Source organism: Hyphomicrobiaceae bacterium, from assembly GCA_041397645.1.
GTDB lineage: Bacteria > Pseudomonadota > Alphaproteobacteria > Rhizobiales > Hyphomicrobiaceae > Hyphomicrobium_B.
Map to the genome: position 1 here is coordinate 805,314 of JAWKWE010000004.1, position 18,061 is coordinate 823,374.

Sequence of the window (18,061 nt, forward strand, 5' to 3'; positions counted from 1 at the left end):
CAAATGATCCGTTTGAATTCCTTTTGAATGTCTCAAGTGATCAGCGACGTCTGCCACCACCACCTCGATGCCCTCCGCCGACGTGACCGCCGCCGGGATGACCTCCAGCGGCTCGTCCGCCACCGCTTGCCGGGCGAGGATGTGATGCTGCCGACTTGAGGCTGGCGTTGCCCCGATTGGACTGTTTCTTGACGGTCTGCGCCGGCTTCACATTCAGCGCGCTAGACCCCTTCTTGGAGGCCGCCTGTTTTGCCTTGCCGGACGAAGAAACACGCTCCTTCGCCTGGGACTTGTCGACACTCTTCATTTTCTCCGCGGCCTTACCTCGATCGACGTCCTTGGCCTTGTCCTTGATCTTATCGCGGTCCACCGATTGGGCTTTGTCTGCGACTTTGTCACGGTCGATCGATTGAGCCTTATCTTTGACCTTGTCGCGGTCGACGGAGTCCAAACGCTCCTTGACCTTTTCTTGATCGACGCTGCCGTCTCGCCCTCGGAACTGATCGCGCGCGTCACGCCTTTGATCGTTGAGCTTTCCGTATTGCTCGCGTGTCTGCGGATTGCGATATGGGACCGGTCCGCGGTGCTTCGGATCATGCTTCCAGGTATTGGAGGTTATCTGCGTGCGATTGACATTGATGTTGTTGTAGCGATTTACGTCGATATCGACGTTGTGGTGGTACCAATCGCAATGGCCCCAGCCCCAAAGATTGTTGGCGACGGCGAAACCAGCACCCCAGAAGAAGCCAGAAACAAACGAAGAAGCTGGGTAGCCGTAATTCCAGTAATATGGCGGATAAGACGGATACCACCACGACCCGTAAACGACAGTGGGATTATAGGCCGGGACATACACGACCTGGGGACTGGCCGGTTCGATAATGATGTATTCCTTGCTGTCTGTGGTCTTCTTGGTCACCTTCTGCTGCTTGTTCGATTTCAGCGAACCAGCTTCATCGGCTTTCTTACGAAGGAACTGCACTTCAGCCATGACATCGTCCGGCTGAGCGAGAAATGCATCGCCTAGCTTTTGCGTCCAGTCGAGTTTATCGCTCATTGACTGCAGAACTTCTGGAAATTGCGTGAGGGACTTCACGCTGGGATCCCAATCTTTCGACTCCAACGCCTTCGTCAGGTCATTGCCCTTCAATTTGGAATTCGATTTGCGCCAGCGCGCTGCCTCCACGACCTCAAGCGGATAGGTCGATGCCATGAAAACATTTGAGAGAAGATCATCCGGATATAGCGCAATCGGCGCCAGCATCTGATCGAGCTGCTCTTTGCTCAGAAGTGTCGAACTGTTTTTTGCTTGTGCCTCTGCGCGAACTGGCGCAGGGACGAGTGACTCGACTGCAAGCAGATAGCCTGCCGCCCAAACGGCGACACATGCGATCGCACCAACACTCACGCCTCGATACGCCAACTTACTGATCATCGCAGTACCCATGACTTTCACCAAATCTCGATACGCCATCTGCAACTGAACGGCCCGCAATTCCCGCGAATTGAAGCCGTCACATGCACACACTCAATCCGCTCCTTCAAGCGCCTTGCAGCCAAATATTTTTCCGGCCGGTCGGAACGATAATGACCTATCTCAAGCATTTAATTCTCAATTTATGACAAGAGCGCCGTTCTCGTAGTCTACATGAGCGGGTGGCGCGTCTGCACTAAGAGGCATTTGGTCAGGCTAACTTAGAAATTTGGAAATCAGCCCTGAACCAATGTCAAAAGCGCCTTCGCCGAACCTGGCCAGCGCACCGCCGACGATCGCCGCGAACAGCCAACCCAGCGTGCGCTTGAACGCCTTGCCATAGTTCGTACGTACCTTCACTTCGATGACCTGATCGGGAAATGCTGTCTCGGCGACCACGCCATCCGAACCCACGGTGCGGGCTGAAATGATGATGCGTAGCGTAGCCCAGCCCCGATGCTGCGGCGTAATCAGGAACCGCCAACTCGCAAAATCATTACCGGCTTCGTCAAACTGATTGTCGATCCACTGAGTCTCTGGTGACGCTGTCTCTATGAAGAAACCGCCTTCCGGCGCGCGCACGCGAACCGACATCGCCTTGGTGACGGTGACCTCGTGCTGCCAAGCAAGGCCGCCGCCTTCCATGCCTTCGGCCATATTCTTGATGTGCGCGCGGCCGATACGGATTTCGACACGCTCCGTCACGCCCACGCGCATTGCACGCGGTACGTTCTCCGTAAGCTGCCCCAGCTCGGCCTTCTCCGGTTCGCGCGGCGCCTCCTTGCGGCGCGGCTTTGCCGGCGCGCTTGCAAGGGAAGGCGAGGGCGCTTTGGCCGATGGCGTGACGCCCGCTGCAGGAGCTTGCGGCCGTCCCATCGGTAAACTGTGAGGACCGGCCGGCGCATTTGCAGGCGGAAAGCCCGGTGGCATGGCATGGGGTGCTCCAGGGCCGCGTGCCAGGGGGGCTGCCCCGAAACCACCGGGTGAAGGCGGGCCTTTTGGCATCGGTGGAGGAATTGGGGGAGGCTGTGGGCCACCGGTGCGGCGCACCTCGAACCCGGGCGGCGATGACGATGGAGGAAGAGGCCCACCCTGAGGAAGCACACCCGGTGGAGGCCCCGCTGCAGATTGCCCCGAAACGCCGTCGGCAGGTGGGGCCGGTGCGGGAAATGCCGGTTGCGGAGCAACAGGAGGCAAAGGCTTAGGCGTGGCACCACCAGGAGGCGCAGTATTTACCCAAGACGGTGGCGCAGCCGGCCGCTCAACCGGCGGCTGCCAGTTGGGACCGGAATCAGCAGCACTCGGTGCAGCTTGTCGAGAGGGACTTGGCGCCGCTGGCGGTGTTGATGCTTCGCCAGACTGAGGTTTGGCCGTGTCGGTTGCCCCACCGCCTTGCAAAGGAGGGCTTTGAGAAGGTGACCCGGCAGGCTGTCCTTCGGAGCTTGGCGGAGGTGCAATTTCGGACCTCGGAGCATTTGGAGAAGACGGCGGCGGTGCAGCACTTTCGGCTCGCACGTCGTCCGCCGTGTCGAACTCCTGCGCCGGAGCTTCCAAGTCGCGTTGTTGATCGTCGTCGCTTGCACCATAGGGGGCGACACGGTCTGGGAAGTTGCCCGTAACCGGCGATGCGGGGCTAGGCCCGCCCGGTGTCACTTCGTCCGACTTTTCGCGCATGATATCGCGCAACGACGGCGTGGCGCGCGACTGAACGCGCTCTCTAGCGCGCGCCAGTACGTCCTCGGCAGGCGCCATGGAGGGTGTGTCGTTGCGAGAAGGTTGCGCCAGGGCCGCCTGCAGCGCGCGAATGGCACCGTCAAAAGTCAGTCCATGGGCTTGAAGCAGTTGGGCCGCTTTGCTGCTGCCATCTCCTACAATCGCAGCGAGCACAATTGCACCGTTGATATCGCGACGCCGTCCTCCCCGCGCGGCAGCTGCGGCGGCTTCGAGAATGCGCATCAAAGGCGGAGAGACGCCGATCTGTCCCCCCGGCGGCAATCGGACGCCGCCAGGCTCAGCGGACTGAGCGAGGTACGCGATCGTTTCGCTCTTCAGTCTAGCGCCGTCGATTTGGCTCGCAGCCAGGACATCGGCAGCATCTGGATCGTCGCAGAGCGCCGCCAGAACGTGCTCAAGGGAAACCTCTTGCGCGCCCGTGGCCCGTGCGCCCTCCGAGGCCCGGGCCAATGTCGCTGCAAGTCCCTGAGAAACCGGAATATGGCTCAGATCGGCCACGGCCAGATCCGTCATGCTCCACTCCCCACTGCCGCCGCCCGTGATAGGCATACAAAATGAACCTGCCCGCAGGCGCAATCCTAAGCCAAGCCCGTATCCCGCGTCTCCACATCGGGGTGGGGAAAAACGACGCGCCCGCGAATCCGCAGCCCTTCTAATGGCCGATTGTGCTGAAAATCCGTTGAGGCAGCCCAATGACCCGATATAAGTCCCAACAAACACGATGCTTGGCCAACCTTGAGGAACTCCTGTGACGACACCCGCCGATGCTTCGAAAAAATCTTCCGTGCATCCTTCCGTGCATGAGCAGGCACGTATCCTTGCAGAGGCAATTCCGCATCTCATCCGCTATGACGAAGAGACCGTTGTCATAAAGTTTGGCGGCCACGCCATGGGTGACGAAGGGCTGGCCGACGCGTTCGCCAAGGACATCGTCTACCTGAAGCAATCCGGCATCAATCCGGTCGTCGTCCACGGCGGTGGACCTCAAATTGCGAGTATGCTGAAGAAGCTCGAGATCAAGTCTGATTTCGTCCACGGATTGCGCGTCACCGACAAACCGACCGTTGAGGTCGTGGAGATGGTGCTGGCTGGAAAGATCAACAAGGAGATCGTTTCGGCCATCAACCGGCAAGGCGGCAAGGCCGTCGGCATCTCGGGCAAGGATGCCAATCTGATGATCGCCAAGAAGATCACGGAGATGCCGGACCCACAGTCCAACCTGATGCAGGCGGTCGACATCGGCTACGTCGGAGACCCGGTCGAGGTGAACCCGCACATCGTCGACGTCATCTCCAAATCAGACCTCATTCCTGTTATCGCGCCCGTCGGAATAAGCCGCGAGGGCGATACGCTCAACATCAACGCCGACACGTTTGCGTCGGCGCTCGCCGCGCGGATGCAGGCCAAGCGCCTCCTGCTGCTGACCGACGTCGCCGGCGTGCTCGACAAGAACAAGAATCTGCTTGAGCGACTGACGACCGAAGAGGCGCGCGCGTTGATCACCAACGGCACGATCTCAGGCGGCATGATCCCCAAGCTTGAAGGTTGCATCGAAGTCGTGGAAGCGGGCGTCGAAGCCGTGGTCATCATCGACGGTCGCGTGCCGCACTGCGTATTGCTGGAGCTGTTTACCGAGCACGGCGTCGGCACCATGGTCGCGCGCCCGGATCGCAAACGAGGCAAATAGAATGGCGGCTGGCGACGACGTTCCCGCGTCTGCCCTCAAGCGCAATTCAACGAACGCCGCGCCGTCTCAGGATGCGCGCGGCTTCGACCATATCGATACCTGGATCTTCGATCTCGACAACACGCTCTATCCGGCCGCCTGCAACCTGTTCGCCCAGGTCGATCACCGGATGGGATCCTACATCGCCAAATATCTTGGCGTTCCTTACGCCCACGCGCGCCACTTGCAGAAGGCCTATTACCGTCAATTCGGCACGACGTTGTCGGGGTTGATGAAGGTCCACAAGCTCGCCCCAGAGCCGTTCCTCGCCTACGTGCACGATATCGATCTATCGGCCTTGCCGGAACTGCCCGCGCTTGCATCCGCAATCGAACGTCTGGAGGGACGGCGCCTCATCTTCACGAACGGATCGCGGCGGCACGCGGAAAACGTCGCTGCAAAAATCGGCGTGTTGCACCTGTTCGAAGACATCTGCGATATCGCCGACTGTGATTTCGTGCCGAAGCCCGAGCGCGATGCTTTCAATCGTATGATCGCGCGGCACGGCGTCAGCGCGAAGACGGCGACGATGTTTGAGGATATGCCGCATAATCTTGAAGCTCCCCACGAGCTGGGCATGACGACCGTTCTTGTAAAGTCCGACTACATCGACCACCCCGCGCAGCTCAAAATGCGGCACTGGCGGGAGCTACCCGCTCATGTCCATCATCTCACCGAGGATCTGACCGATTTCATTGCGACCGGCATTCTTCGTGAAGAGGACGAGCGCAAATCCGATTAGAGGACAACCAGCGCTAACGATCAGCCGCGGCCGATGTAGGGCATGTTGGTCGCAAGCAGGCTCATGAACTGCACGTTCGCCTCAAGCGGAAGATCAGCGATATAGAGGATCGCATCCGCAACGTGGGCCACGTTCATGCGCGGTTCGACCATCATCTCGCCATTGGCCTGAAGAATTCCCGTCGCCATCCGCGCGGTAAAATCGGTTGCCGCATTACCGATATCGACCTGCGAGCAGGCAATGCGATAGGGCCGCCCATCGAGCGATATCGACTTCGTCAACCCGGTGATCGCGTGTTTGGTCGTGGTGTAGGGCGCCGACAAAGGACGCGGATTATGCGCTGACAACGACCCGTTATTGATAATGCGGCCCCCTTGAGGATCCTGGGCCTTCATCAGTTTCCAAGCCTCTTGCGCGCAAAGAAACATGCCATTGATGTTTACATCGACGATTTTCTTCCACGTCTCGTAGCTCACCTCATCAATCGGCGCGCCTTGTGCGAAAATCCCGGCGTTGTTGAACAGCACGTCCAGGCGGCCAAACTCTTTATGCGTGCGTTCAAAAAGCGACCTTACCGAGCCTGGGTTGGTGACGTCGCAAGCTACCACCAAAATCCGCCCAGCGTCTGCAGACGCCTCGGCCGCCGCCTCTTCCAGCTCATGCACGCGCCGGGCAGCTATCACGACATCATAGCCGGCCGATTGGAGGCGCAGCGCAGCTGCTTTTCCGATGCCGGAGCTTGCGCCTGTAACAATGGCGACCCTGTTCTTCGCTGTCATGAATGTGCTCCACTTTGCATGGCCGATGCCCCTCCATAGCGCCCTCATCGCGCCGAGGCCACATGGCGAAGGTATGATGCGAACCATTCACTTGGTTTGGAAAGGATTTCGGAGTTCGCCAAACGTATCGCAAAAGCCTACCCACGACTTCCTTGGCCGCAGCCGTTGTGAAGCAGGAGCGAAAACGCTAGTTTCTGCACCGCAATGCGAGGGGCAGCATGAGCGATACACAATCGGCTGGCGTGTCAGCGTGCACCAACTGCGGGCAACCGCTTTCGGGGCCTTTTTGCGCGAACTGCGGAACGCGCGCAGTAGACACTTCGGCGGCCATCAACGAAGGCTGGTCCGCAGTCGCTTCCCAGCTTGTGGATCAAGAGGCATCCCGCGGTCATCTTGGAACGTTGCTGGATTTCTTGCGAGCGCCGGTAAGAACCATCTTGGCGCGGACGCTCGATCCGACCTATCGGGCCCATTGGACGTTCTTGTCATTGTGTCTCGGCGTGCAGCTCACCCTGAGCTACGTAATCCTGCCACGCATGTTCTCTGGCATCTATCCAGTACCTGGGCTGGGCGATAAATCCGCCGTGATCACGAACCAGCTCGTCCAGTACGCGGGCATCGCGATCCTCACGCCGATTCAGTACTATCTCTGTCGCGCGTTTGGCTCGATCGCGCGCACACCTTCCTCCTATGTGAAGCTGTGCGTCTTGAGCGTCAGCTATTGCGCCGTCGTCAGCACGTTACTCGTGCTCGTCTTTTGGAGCATCGGCGTGACTTCAGCGCTGCTCTCGCACCTTATCGATCCGGGCATGAGCGGCTTGTTTCTCACTACCCTGGCGCAGATCGGGATCATCGTGTTCGTCACGTTAAGCCACAAACGGTTCTGGGGAATGTCTCTGCCGGTCGCCGCACTGGTCACATTCGGCATAGCTCTGCTCTCATGGGGTGTCGTCTATCCCGCCCTCGTGCAGGGCGTCACCACATCAGGCCTTGGCCGTATGCTGGACGATCTGGTCCCCTGAGCGGCCCTGGCGCCTGATAAGCGTCAGCGCGTGGGAACCGGCTTTTCACCGCGATAATCGTAGAAGCCGCGCTTTGTCTTACGGCCCAACCAACCTGCCTCGACGTACTTCACCAGCAGAGGACAAGGCCGGTACTTGGAATCTGCAAGGCCCTCATAGAGTACTTGCATGACAGCGAGGCAGGTATCGAGACCGATGAAGTCTGCCAGCTCAAGCGGTCCCATCGGATGGTGGGCACCCAGTTTCATCGCCTTGTCGATGGCCTCTACCGTGCCCACACCCTCATAGAGCGTGTAAACGGCTTCGTTGATCATCGGCAGCAGGATACGGTTGACGATGAAAGCCGGAAAATCTTCCGCCACTGCTGTGGTCTTCCCGAGGCTTTCGACGAAAGCCTTGGCGGTTGCAAACGTTTCATCCTCGGTGGCTATACCTCGGATCAATTCCACCAGCTCCATGCGGGGAACCGGGTTCATGAAGTGCATACCGATGAAATCTTCCGGGCGATCCGTCGCGGCGGCGAGGCGCGTGATCGAGATCGACGACGTGTTCGATGCCAGCATGGCCGTGGGCTTCAGATACGGACCCAGCGCGGCGAAAATCTTGTGCTTGAGATCCTCATCTTCGGTCGCAGCCTCGATCACGAGATCGCAATCGCTGAAGGCTTCGAGCGTGGGGGCGTAGCTAATGCGGGCGAGCGCCTTGGTACGATCTTCCTCTTTGATCGTGCCCTTGGCGATCTGTTTACTCATGTTGGTGTCGATCGTCTCGACCGCCTTTTCGTAGGCTTCCTTCTTCAGGTCATTGATGGCCACCGTGTAACCGGCCAGCGCAATGACATGGGCGATACCGTTGCCCATTTGCCCGGCGCCGATAACCCCGACTTTGGCGATTGTACGCCTCGGCAGGACCGCCACTTTGCTTCGTTCCATAACTTTGGTGGATTGCGTCATGTGTGGCGGTCCTCAAGAATTGCTAATCAGAAGCCGGCTTTTTTCAGCTCTGCATCGAGTTCGGGCAGAGCCTGAAAGAGATCGGCCACAAGTCCGTAGTCGGCGACCTGGAAGATCGGTGCCTCGCCGTCCTTGTTGATGGCCACGATCACCTTGCTGTCCTTCATGCCGGCCAAATGCTGAATGGCGCCGGAAATGCCGACAGCGATGTAAAGATCGGGCGCAACGACCTTGCCGGTCTGGCCGACCTGCCAATCGTTGGGCACGAAGCCCGCATCGACTGCCGCGCGCGACGCACCCATAGCGGCGCCAAGCTTGTCGGCAATCGGCTCGATGTACTTGGTGAAGTTCTCACCGTTGCCCATACCGCGCCCGCCAGAAATAATAATCTTGGCAGACGTCAGTTCGGGCCGATCCGATTTGCTGAGTTCGGCATTCTCGAAGCTGGAAAGTCCGCTGGCCGCTGGCGCGCTCACGCTCTCGACGGCCGCAGAACCACCCTCGGCTGCGTCCTTGAAGGCAGACGTGCGGACAGTGATGACTTTCTTGGCTTCGCCAGACTGCACCGTCTGTATCGCGTTGCCCGCATAGATCGGCCGTTCGAACGTATCGGGCGAAACGACCTTGGTGATGTCGGAAATCTGCATGACGTCGAGCTTCGCTGCGACACGCGGCAGCACATTCTTGCCTGCCGACGTCGCCGGCGCAACGATGGCGTCGTAGTTTCCAGCCAGTGCCAGAATAAGGTCGGCGACATCCTCGGCAACCGGGTTGGCCAGATGCGGCGCATCGGCGACGAGAACTTTCGCAACACCCGAAATCTTGGCGGCAGCGTCTGCAGCGGCCTTGCAGTTGGCACCGGCGACAAGAACATGAATATCGCTGCCCAGCCCTTGGGCCGCGGTAACGGCCTTGGACGTCGCGGGCGAAAGCGCTTCGTTTGAGTGCTCTGCGAGCAAAAGAACAACCATTAGATCACCCCCGCATCGGTCTTGAGTTTCTCGACAAGCTCGGCCGGGCTGCCGACCTTGATGCCAGCTTTGCGCGCGGCGGGCTCAGCGGTTTTGAGGACCTTGAGACGAGGGGCAATATCAACGCCGAAATCTTCCGGCTTCTTGGTGTCGAGCGGCTTCTTTTTCGACTTCATGATGTTGGGAAGCGTGGGATAGCGCGGCTCATTCAGGCGCAGGTCCGTTGTGACGACTGCGGGAAGCTTCAGCTTCACCGTCTCCAAGCCCCCGTCGATTTCGCGGGTCACCGAAACAGAGCCATCCGCAAGTGCCACCTTGGAAGCAAACGTGCCTTGGGCCCAGCCAAGAAGAGCGGCCAGCATCTGACCCGTTTGGTTGCAATCGTCGTCGATGGCCTGCTTGCCGAGAATGACGAGATCGGGCTTTTCAGCCTCGACGACCGCCTTGAGCAACTTGGCCACTGCGAGAGGCTCGACGTTGGCGCCCTCCGCCGTCTCAATCAGGATGCCGCGATCGGCGCCGATGGCGAGCGCGGTGCGGATCGTCTCTTGTGCCTTTACCGGTCCGATCGACACGATAACGATCTCTGCGGACCCTTTTTCCTTAATGCGGACGGCCTCTTCGACTGCAATTTCGTCGAAGGGGTTCATGGACATTTTGACATTGGCGAGGTCGATGCCCGAGCCATCAGGTTTGACGCGAATCTTGACGTTGTAATCAACGACCCGCTTAACGGGCACTACGATCTTCATGCCTCTGGCGCTCCCGGTTTTTTGTTTTTTCAAAGCCTTCGGTTCACACGGGCGAGCCCCGCGTCTTTTCGCAATGCGATTGCCGGTGTTCGTCTACGAAAGTTTGGAGTTTCGGGCGAATTAGCTTTCCTGCTCTCGCAATTGCGAAATCGAAGCTAAGTGGCCAACTTCGCGAAGTCAATTGGGGGCCGCGTCGCGGTTATGGAAGGCGGACAAAGCCGCTATCGTTAACTTGGTCAAGGTGTTAGCGGCCAAACAGCGGAACCTTGGGGCTTTTCATCAACGGCAACAGCAGCGCTCCGGCAGCAAGTCCCCCGATGTGGGCCCACCACGCCGTCGGTCCAACCTGCGGAATGAGCACCATGGCGAGCTGAAAAAGGATCCACAAACCCAACGCCCAGGCGGCAGTGATGTTGAGTGGAATGAACTTGAACGCCAGCACCCATACCCGGACGTGCGGATGCAGCATGAGATAGGCCGCGATCACGCCCGAGACCGCTCCGCTGGCGCCGATCAGCGCATCCGAGCTCTCTGGCATCATCAGGGCATGTGTCAGCCCCGCGAGCACGCCGCACACCAAATAGAAAATGAGGAACCGCACATGTCCCATGGCATCCTCGACGTTGTCCCCGAACACCCACAAAAACAGCATGTTGCCCAACAGGTGGATCGGATCGGCATGGAGAAACATGTAGGTCAATAGCGTCGCGCGCTCAGGGATCGCAAAAGCGTTCGATGAATCGGGCGCAGCGCCACCCACCCCGATGACCTGAAAGAACTCGCTCGGCACCACGGCAAAACTGGCAATCGCCGCGTCCTGAACACCACCCGCGGCTTCGAGCAGATAGGCGAGAACGTTCACCACGATCAACGACACGGTGACGTACTGGAAGCGAATGCGCTTGATAGGGTTTTGATCACCGAGCGGAACGAACACACTAGCCCTCTTCAGAATGTCGAATCCAGCCCGCCCATCATCAGCGGTTTTGCCCTGGCACCCAGAGGACATCGGCCTGTCCGCGATCATTCACGTAGCGCGCGGCCACGAACAGGAAGTCCGACAGGCGATTGATATATTTTAGTCCGGCGGCACTAACAGGCTCATTGGGATCCGCAGCCAATTCCACCATCAGCCGCTCGGCACGGCGCGAGACGGTGCGGGAGACGTGCAGCGCAGCCGCCGCTGGCTTGCCGCCCGGCAAGATGAAGGAGCGCAAGGGCTGCAATTCCGCGTTCATGGCGTCGATTTCGCTTTCGAGGCGGCTGACCTGAGCATCGGAGATGCGCAAAGGTTCATAAGGCAGCTTCTGGCCACGGTCAGGCACGCATAAATCGGCGCCGAGATCGAACAGGTCGTTCTGGACGCGCACCAGCATGGCATCGACGTTGGCGTCTGCCCCGGCCAGATGCACGCGCGCCATGCCAATTGTGGAATTGGTCTCATCCACCGTTCCATAAGCGGCAATCCGCAACGAGGTCTTTGGTACGCGCTCGCCCGTGCCGAGTGCCGTCGTGCCGGCATCTCCGGTTTTTGTGTATATACGATTCAGGACAACCATCGATGTCGAGCACCTTTGAAGGGAAATGACTTGCGCCGCGGGTCTTACGCAGCTTGCGAATGCGCTAGGCCTCAGTGTGCGACCAAGGCATAGGCCACGATGATCAGGATTGCGCAGAATTGAAGTCCGACGCGCCAACGCATGAGCTTTTGGCTCAAATTGGGGCTTTTGCCCCTGGTCATGTTCCACAAGCCAGCTATCAAGACCGCTAGCACTGCCAGCGTCGCGACGGTCGTAGCGTGGTACAATACGGTTTGCATCTGAAAAACCTCACGAATAGATACTAGGGTGTAGGCCGTCCGGGGCATTGCCGCAATGGCCCAGAAAGTGGCGCTTTCGCCGCGGAAGCATCACCTGCCCGCAAACCGGCGCGCATTACTGAAATGAAATTTGCGTAGCGCACCAAAAGGGCCGTAATTCTAAAGCGTTGAATCAGGCACAGCCGCCACGTTGGCGGTGCCAGCCACGGGGTTGGCAGAGCCTAGAGGCGCATGTGGCAAAGTACATAACGAATGCAACCAGCCGGCAGTTCGCCCGCGCAGCCCTTAGGGGTTCCGCGGCCGCGCTTTTGTGTTCTGCTGGCCCCATGGTGCTGCCCCTCGCCGCCCAGGACGCTACCCCGGCCAGCAAGCAGGAGGCTGAGCGCAGCCTCGAGCTGAAGCGCCAGGAACTCGACGCCGCTGAGAGCAAAGAAAAGGCCCTCCAGGACGACGTTGCCGGTCTTGATGCAGAACGCGAACGCATCAACGCCCAGCTGCTGGAAACGGCTGCTCTCATTCAGCGAAGCGAGGGCCAGCTCACGTCTATCGAGGGCCGCCTTTCAGAGCTAGAGGCGCAAGAGCGGATCGTGCGCGGCTCGCTTCAGCAGCGCCACGGGCAGATTGCCAAATTGCTGGCTGCCCTGCAGCGCATGGGGCGCAATCCTCCGCCGGTACTCATCACGCGACGCGAAGACGCCCTTAAGATGGTGCGCAGCGCAATGTTGATCGCGTCTTCGTTCCCGGAATTGAAAGAGCAAGCTCTGACGCTATCCGCGCGCCTGGACGATCTGGTCCGCGTGATGACCGAGATCCGCCAGGAAGGCGATAGATTGAGATCGGAAACGACTCGCCTCAACGAAGCGCGCACCCGGCTTTCCGGCCTCATGGAAGTGAAAAAACTGACGCTCGCGGACCGGCGCTCGGAACTGGCTTCCGTGCGCTCCGCGACTGCGGAAATTTCCCGAAACGTCGGAGACCTCGCCGAGCTGATTGGCAAGCTGGATAAGACCGTGTCGGAGACGACCGGGCTTGGAAGCTACAACGAAGAACTGCGCAAGAGCGCACCGATCCGGGTGGAGCCTCCGCCGGCGCAGCCTGCGGCCTCCGCCCCGATGCTAACAGCGGACATAACGCCAGCAACGACCGCGCCAGCTCCGGTCGCCAGCGCACCGGCAGCAGCCGCAACGGTGGTCGCAGATGCCCCACCGGAGCCTGGCGCTGATCCGTCCAAGGAAACGCAGGTCGCGGCGTTGACGCCGCCGCCCCGCCTCAAGCCCCAGATCATTGAGCTTGCGCCTTCGAACGCTGCACTTTCAGGCGCCAGCCCCGGACGCATCAAACCCGCTATTCCATTTGCCACGGCTCAGGCTAAATTGCCCTTACCGGCGCAGGGCCGCCGTGTTTTGGCGTTTGGCGAAAAGACCCAATACGGTGCCCACTCCAAAGGTATTGTGATTGAAACTCGCCCAGGCGCCCAAATTACTTCGCCGTGCGACGGGTGGGTTGTTTACGCAGGTGAATTTCGTAGTTACGGGCAGCTCTTGATAATCAACGGCGGCGATGGATATCATGTCCTGCTAGCAGGTATGTCTCAGATCGACGCTACGCCGGGCCAGTTCGTTCTGGCGGCCGAGCCTGTCGGCACCATGGCCGGAGCGGGAAGAACTAAACAGGGAGCCGCGCCACCAGGCTCTTCTGTTCTTTACGTGGAATTTCGCAAGGACGGTCGGCCCATCGACCCCGACCCCTGGTGGGTTGCTGGTCAGCAAAAGGTACAAGGATGATGCGCAAGACAGACTATGCCTTCTGGACATTCCTCACGCTCGCCGGGCTCGCAGGAGCCACGACTGTGTTGAATGTCACGCAGACTTTCTCCGCGACGCCGTCGCAGAATTCTGAGCTTTACCGTCAGCTCGATCTGTTCGGCGACGTGCTGGAGCGTGTGCGTTCGGACTACGTGGAGAAACCCGACGATACGCAGCTCATCGAAAGCGCGATCAACGGTATGCTCTCCTCGCTCGATCCGCATTCTTCCTACATGAGCCCAAAGAGCTTCCGCGATATGCAGGTGCAAACGCGCGGTGAGTTTGGTGGCCTGGGCATCGAAGTCACGATGGAGAACGGCGTGATCAAGGTGGTCTCGCCCATCGACGATACCCCTGCCGCAAAAGCTGGCCTGCTTGCGAACGACCTTATCACGCATCTCGACAACGAGCAGATCTCCGGCCTCACGCTGGAGCAGGCGGTCGAGAAAATGCGCGGCCCGGTCAATACGCCGATCACACTGACAATCGTGCGCAAGGGCAAGGACGAACCGTTTGACGTAAAGGTCGTTCGCGACGTCATTCGCATCAACGCCGTCAAGTCGCACGCCGAGGGTGACGACGTCGCCTACATCAAGGTCACGACCTTCAATGAGCAGACGCATGCCAACATGATCAAGGCCCTCGAGACCCTGAACAAGCAGCTCGGACCGAAGATCAAAGGTTACGTCATCGACCTGCGCAACAATCCAGGTGGCCTACTCGATCAGGCCATTGCGGTCTCCGACGACTTCCTGGAGCGTGGCGCGATCGTGCTGACGAAGGGTCGCAACAACGAAGAGACGCAGCGCGCGAATGCTCGTCCCGGCGATGTTGCGGAAGGTAAGAAGATCGCCGTTCTCATCAACGGTGGTTCAGCTTCGGCCTCTGAGATCGTGGCTGGCGCCCTTCAGGACCATAAGCGGGCAACCATCATCGGCACGCGCTCGTTTGGTAAGGGCTCTGTGCAGACGATCATTCCGCTCGGGGCAAACGGCGCGATCCGTCTGACGACGGCTCGCTACTACACGCCGTCGAACCGCTCGATCCAGGCCAAGGGCATCGAACCCGATATCGTGGTTGAGGAAGAGCTTCCCGACGATCTGAAGGACAAGCTGGCCAACGAGAAGCCTCGCGGCGAAGCGAGCCTGCGCGGCCACCTCAAGAACCCGGACGGTTCGGACAAGAAGGAAGAGTTCTCCGGTTCGTCCTCGTACGTGCCCAAGGAGGCCGACAAGGACACCCAGCTGCAGTATGCGCTGTCCTTCCTGCGCGGTACCGCCAAGGAGCCGCCGTCTGCAAGCACGACGACCCAACCGTCCACGACGCCGACGCCCGCACCGGAGGCGAAGCCGGACGAAGCCAAGCCTGAGGACACGAAGCCCGAAGCAAACTAACTGCTTCGGCCTATCCAGGCCTACAAACAAAATGCGGGCGCTGCAGATCGACTGCGGCGCCCGTTTTTGTTTTCCCACCCAGCGCTGATATGCCAAAGAGGCAATTCAGCAAGGCGCAGGCGCGCGTCGCCAGAGCGGGGGCAACGATCCAATGAAGAAATCCCATGCACCAAAACGGCCAATTGATCCCTCCAAGCTCGGCTACCGTCCCTGCGTCGGCATAATGGTAATCAATCGGGAAGGCCTAGTATGGATCGGCTGCCGGGCGGATGCGCAAAACGATGCCGAAGGTCGCGGTGCCTGGTGGCAGATGCCCCAAGGTGGAATCGACGAACAAGAAGACCCGAAGGCGGCAGCACTGCGAGAGCTATACGAAGAAACCGGCATCCGCTCTGTAAGCCTGATCGCCGAGCGCGATAGCTGGATTAACTATGACCTCCCGCCGGACCTGTTGGGCAAAGCCTGGGGTGGACGCTACCGCGGACAGAAACAAAAGTGGTTCGCGTTCCGGTTCACCGGCCACGATAGCGAGATCAACATCGTTCCACCCGATCCAGATAGTATCGAGTTCATTGCCTGGAAGTGGGCACCTGTGGCCGAAGTCCATGCGTTGATCGTACCGTTCAAGCGCTCCGTTTACGACGCGGTCCTCGCCGATTTCGAATCCTTGGCCAAGCCAATGGACTAGCGCTGCAAGTCTGCCTCATAGCTCTGGAAAAGTCGCAGCAACGTCATAAAATAATTGTATTTTTCTTTACTCTTCGTGATTCGCGCGTTCTATTTTTCCAAGGGCTTTTCTCGGACTTTACATGCGCCACGTACCCTACCTCGCTGACGCATCAAACGACGTGCTGCCGCTTCGACTGTGCGTTGGCGTCATGCTGTTCAATCGCGAGGGCAAAGTTTGGGTCGGTAAGCGCAAACCAAAATGGGCGCGGCACGACAGTCCTATCTGGCAGATGCCTCAGGGCGGCATCGAACGTTACGAGCCTCCCCGCATGGCGGCATTGCGCGAGCTTCGGGAGGAAACCGGCATCACCAGCGTCGAGGTGCTGGCGGAGCATCCCGAGTGGCTGACATATGAGCTACCCAGCGAGCTTCTGGGTGTAGCGCTGAAGGGCCGTTATCGCGGCCAAAGACAACGCTGGTTTGCAATGCGATTTTTGGGCAACGACAGCGAGATCGATATTGCCCCGAAGTACGGCTTGAAGGCGGAGTTCGACAATTGGCGTTGGGTACCGATCGATGCGGTGCCCAAACTCATCGTTCCCTACAAGCGTGAACTTTACGAATGCGTGACTGGTGCCTTCGCACATCATGCGAACTGCTGCGCGGTTTCGCTTTCCGAAACGGACTGAGCACTTCGTAGGCGCTGCGCATCTGCGCAACGCTGCGAACTACGTCTCTCCAACAAGCCGATCCGTCGCAGTGCTCCTCAAGGCGTGAACACCGGCGCGATACCGAGATTTAAGGCGTTAGAATGTCATAAAACTTTCAGCGGCGATTGGTCGCCCGATCAGGGCGCAAACACGCGAACATTACAGTTGAATGTTGTGCCTTGTCGGTAACGTGCTCAAACCAGTTGACGCAGAATAACACTCTGGTCTTAGGTTCATTGCGCTGTGCACCACTGCAGGACCTTCCTGCTCCAAAACTGAGATGCCGTCGATCAAGATCCGGTACGTTGCTGAGAGAAGACCTGGAATGACGATTTCGATCACGGCAGACAACAGACAGCTTCACGTCACACCGCAGTCGCTTCTCGCTTCACTGGAAAAAGTGTCTGCCATCGCTGCGATCGTATTGCTCGCAGCGATCATGCTCGCCTCCGGTGCCGACGACGCCGATCGCACTCAGGATTCTGCAGGAAACAACGCTAAACGATCGAGCGGCACCGAGTGGCAGAACGCGAGCGAGACCGTCGCGAGCGGCTACGTTGGTGCCCCTTACTACTATCGGAGCGATTTCAAACTTAAGCGCCCGAATGGCACCGATATGACGCTGAAGCGGATGGGCTGGGATGGAGATGCCTTCTATTTCCCTATCGATGGCGGCGCCCGTGTAATCCACTGGACCGGTTCGGTCGGGTATATGATCGACTTCATGCACAACAAGGCCATTGCCAGACTGGGCAAGGGTGCGCACGGCCGCAAAATCAAAGACGGCGTGGTCGAGGACGTCGAAACGACCGGCACACTTAACGGAAAGCCCGCGCCATCCCCGCTGCATCTCACCGATCTTTTCGATCGGATGGAATTCACACATGGTCATAATGTGCTGCTGCTTTCCGGACTTGTGCGCTTTGCGCCCATCACGGCGAAGATCCGGCCATACCTTGGCATCGGCTTTGGCGCTTCGGTGCCCCACGTAGAAGCCTGGTTCACCGGCGAAGCTTTGGACCGGCGCACCAACGAATATCAATATGCCGGCCCCGCCTTCCAGATCCTTGCAGGATTGGAATTGCGCAACGGACGGGGGTCTTTCTATCTGGAATACAAATACATCTGGTCATCGATCGAAGCTGCGCTCACGGGCGGCAAATCGTGGTCTTTGAAGGATTTGAAATCTGACTGGTTGCCGCGTTGGTTCATCGAGCCATTCTCAGGACTGACAGAAATGCCGGGCGATCTGTGGAGACAATTCACGCGATGGCGCACAGGCGAGGCGCCACCTGAAGGCAACTTCGCTACCACGCTGTCATCGCATCAGATCGTAATTGGTGGTGGCTACGTCTGGCCCGGCCGCGCCACGGCAGGAGCAGGCACCGTTCAGCCTTGATCCGTCATCTAGAAGGCATCAGCTGATCACAGCGGTAATCGATAAGAGCAACGAAACAGATTGCTTTCGATTGCCGGTGATACGCTGTGATCGGCGTCGCGTTTCTTGCTGT

Annotated in this window: 17 protein-coding genes; 8 read left to right on the forward strand and 9 right to left on the reverse strand. The window is 59.0% G+C overall.

What is annotated here, in order from left to right; genetic code table 11:
* Positions 1 to 40: 40 nt before the first annotated feature.
* Positions 41 to 1,435: a DUF3300 domain-containing protein gene (locus R3D51_03685; GenBank protein ID MEZ5898575.1), complete on the reverse strand. Its 1,395-nt coding sequence runs from the start codon at positions 1,433 to 1,435 to the stop codon at positions 41 to 43.
* A gap of 255 nt (positions 1,436 to 1,690) precedes the next feature.
* Entirely contained in the window at positions 1,691 to 3,721 is a 2,031-nt protein-coding gene (locus R3D51_03690) for a Clp protease N-terminal domain-containing protein (protein ID MEZ5898576.1), read from the reverse strand.
* Between the two features lie 235 nt (positions 3,722 to 3,956).
* Between R3D51_03690 and argB the strand changes: the two genes are divergently transcribed.
* Both argB and R3D51_03700 read left to right on the forward strand, forming a co-directional pair.
* Positions 3,957 to 4,895 (forward strand): acetylglutamate kinase, encoded by a 939-nt coding sequence (gene argB, locus R3D51_03695; protein ID MEZ5898577.1) that lies wholly within the window; start codon positions 3,957 to 3,959, stop codon positions 4,893 to 4,895.
* A 1-nt stretch (position 4,896) separates the two neighbouring features.
* Complete coding sequence (locus tag R3D51_03700) at positions 4,897 to 5,676, forward strand: pyrimidine 5'-nucleotidase (GenBank protein ID MEZ5898578.1); 780 nt, start codon at positions 4,897 to 4,899, stop codon at positions 5,674 to 5,676.
* Positions 5,677 to 5,696: 20 nt separating this feature from the next.
* Here R3D51_03700 and R3D51_03705 read toward each other — a convergent pair whose 3' ends face one another.
* Positions 5,697 to 6,455 carry an SDR family oxidoreductase gene (locus R3D51_03705; GenBank protein MEZ5898579.1) on the reverse strand — a complete coding sequence of 253 codons (759 nt, stop codon included), beginning with the start codon at positions 6,453 to 6,455 and terminating at the stop codon, positions 5,697 to 5,699.
* Between the two features lie 218 nt (positions 6,456 to 6,673).
* On the opposite strand from R3D51_03705, the gene R3D51_03710 reads away from it, so the two are divergent.
* Positions 6,674 to 7,477 carry a hypothetical protein gene (locus R3D51_03710; protein MEZ5898580.1) on the forward strand — a complete coding sequence of 268 codons (804 nt, stop codon included), beginning with the start codon at positions 6,674 to 6,676 and terminating at the stop codon, positions 7,475 to 7,477.
* 23 nt (positions 7,478 to 7,500) lie between these two features.
* Here R3D51_03710 and R3D51_03715 read toward each other — a convergent pair whose 3' ends face one another.
* From R3D51_03715 to R3D51_03740, 6 genes are all read right to left on the reverse strand, one after another.
* A complete protein-coding gene (locus R3D51_03715) occupies positions 7,501 to 8,430 on the reverse strand; it encodes a 3-hydroxybutyryl-CoA dehydrogenase (protein MEZ5898581.1) in 930 nt (309 codons plus the stop codon).
* A 26-nt stretch (positions 8,431 to 8,456) separates the two neighbouring features.
* Entirely contained in the window at positions 8,457 to 9,401 is a 945-nt protein-coding gene (locus R3D51_03720; GenBank protein ID MEZ5898582.1) for an FAD-binding protein, read from the reverse strand.
* Positions 9,401 to 10,153: an electron transfer flavoprotein subunit beta/FixA family protein gene (locus tag R3D51_03725; GenBank protein ID MEZ5898583.1), complete on the reverse strand. Its 753-nt coding sequence runs from the start codon at positions 10,151 to 10,153 to the stop codon at positions 9,401 to 9,403. The genes R3D51_03720 and R3D51_03725 overlap by 1 nt, the downstream gene beginning before the upstream one ends.
* A gap of 244 nt (positions 10,154 to 10,397) precedes the next feature.
* Positions 10,398 to 11,090, reverse strand: a complete 693-nt coding sequence (locus tag R3D51_03730; protein ID MEZ5898584.1) for a rhomboid family intramembrane serine protease — start codon at positions 11,088 to 11,090, stop codon at positions 10,398 to 10,400.
* A 40-nt stretch (positions 11,091 to 11,130) separates the two neighbouring features.
* Positions 11,131 to 11,712, reverse strand: coding sequence for a cob(I)yrinic acid a,c-diamide adenosyltransferase (locus tag R3D51_03735; protein ID MEZ5898585.1), 582 nt, complete (start codon positions 11,710 to 11,712; stop codon positions 11,131 to 11,133).
* Between the two features lie 71 nt (positions 11,713 to 11,783).
* Positions 11,784 to 11,972, reverse strand: a complete 189-nt coding sequence (locus R3D51_03740; GenBank protein ID MEZ5898586.1) for a twin transmembrane helix small protein — start codon at positions 11,970 to 11,972, stop codon at positions 11,784 to 11,786.
* Positions 11,973 to 12,205: 233 nt separating this feature from the next.
* Between R3D51_03740 and R3D51_03745 the strand changes: the two genes are divergently transcribed.
* The 5 genes from R3D51_03745 (at position 12,206) to R3D51_03765 (ending at position 17,949) form a co-directional block, all read left to right on the forward strand.
* On the forward strand, positions 12,206 to 13,756 hold the full coding sequence (locus R3D51_03745) for a peptidoglycan DD-metalloendopeptidase family protein (protein ID MEZ5898587.1): 1,551 nt from the start codon (positions 12,206 to 12,208) through the stop codon (positions 13,754 to 13,756).
* Entirely contained in the window at positions 13,756 to 15,171 is a 1,416-nt protein-coding gene (locus R3D51_03750; protein ID MEZ5898588.1) for a S41 family peptidase, read from the forward strand. The genes R3D51_03745 and R3D51_03750 overlap by 1 nt, the downstream gene beginning before the upstream one ends.
* Before the next feature lie 151 nt (positions 15,172 to 15,322).
* Positions 15,323 to 15,859: an RNA pyrophosphohydrolase gene (locus tag R3D51_03755; GenBank protein MEZ5898589.1), complete on the forward strand. Its 537-nt coding sequence runs from the start codon at positions 15,323 to 15,325 to the stop codon at positions 15,857 to 15,859.
* 121 nt (positions 15,860 to 15,980) lie between these two features.
* Positions 15,981 to 16,529 carry an RNA pyrophosphohydrolase gene (locus R3D51_03760; GenBank protein MEZ5898590.1) on the forward strand — a complete coding sequence of 183 codons (549 nt, stop codon included), beginning with the start codon at positions 15,981 to 15,983 and terminating at the stop codon, positions 16,527 to 16,529.
* Positions 16,530 to 16,875: 346 nt separating this feature from the next.
* Positions 16,876 to 17,949, forward strand: a complete 1,074-nt coding sequence (locus tag R3D51_03765; GenBank protein ID MEZ5898591.1) for a lipid A oxidase — start codon at positions 16,876 to 16,878, stop codon at positions 17,947 to 17,949.
* Positions 17,950 to 18,061: the final 112 nt, after the last annotated feature.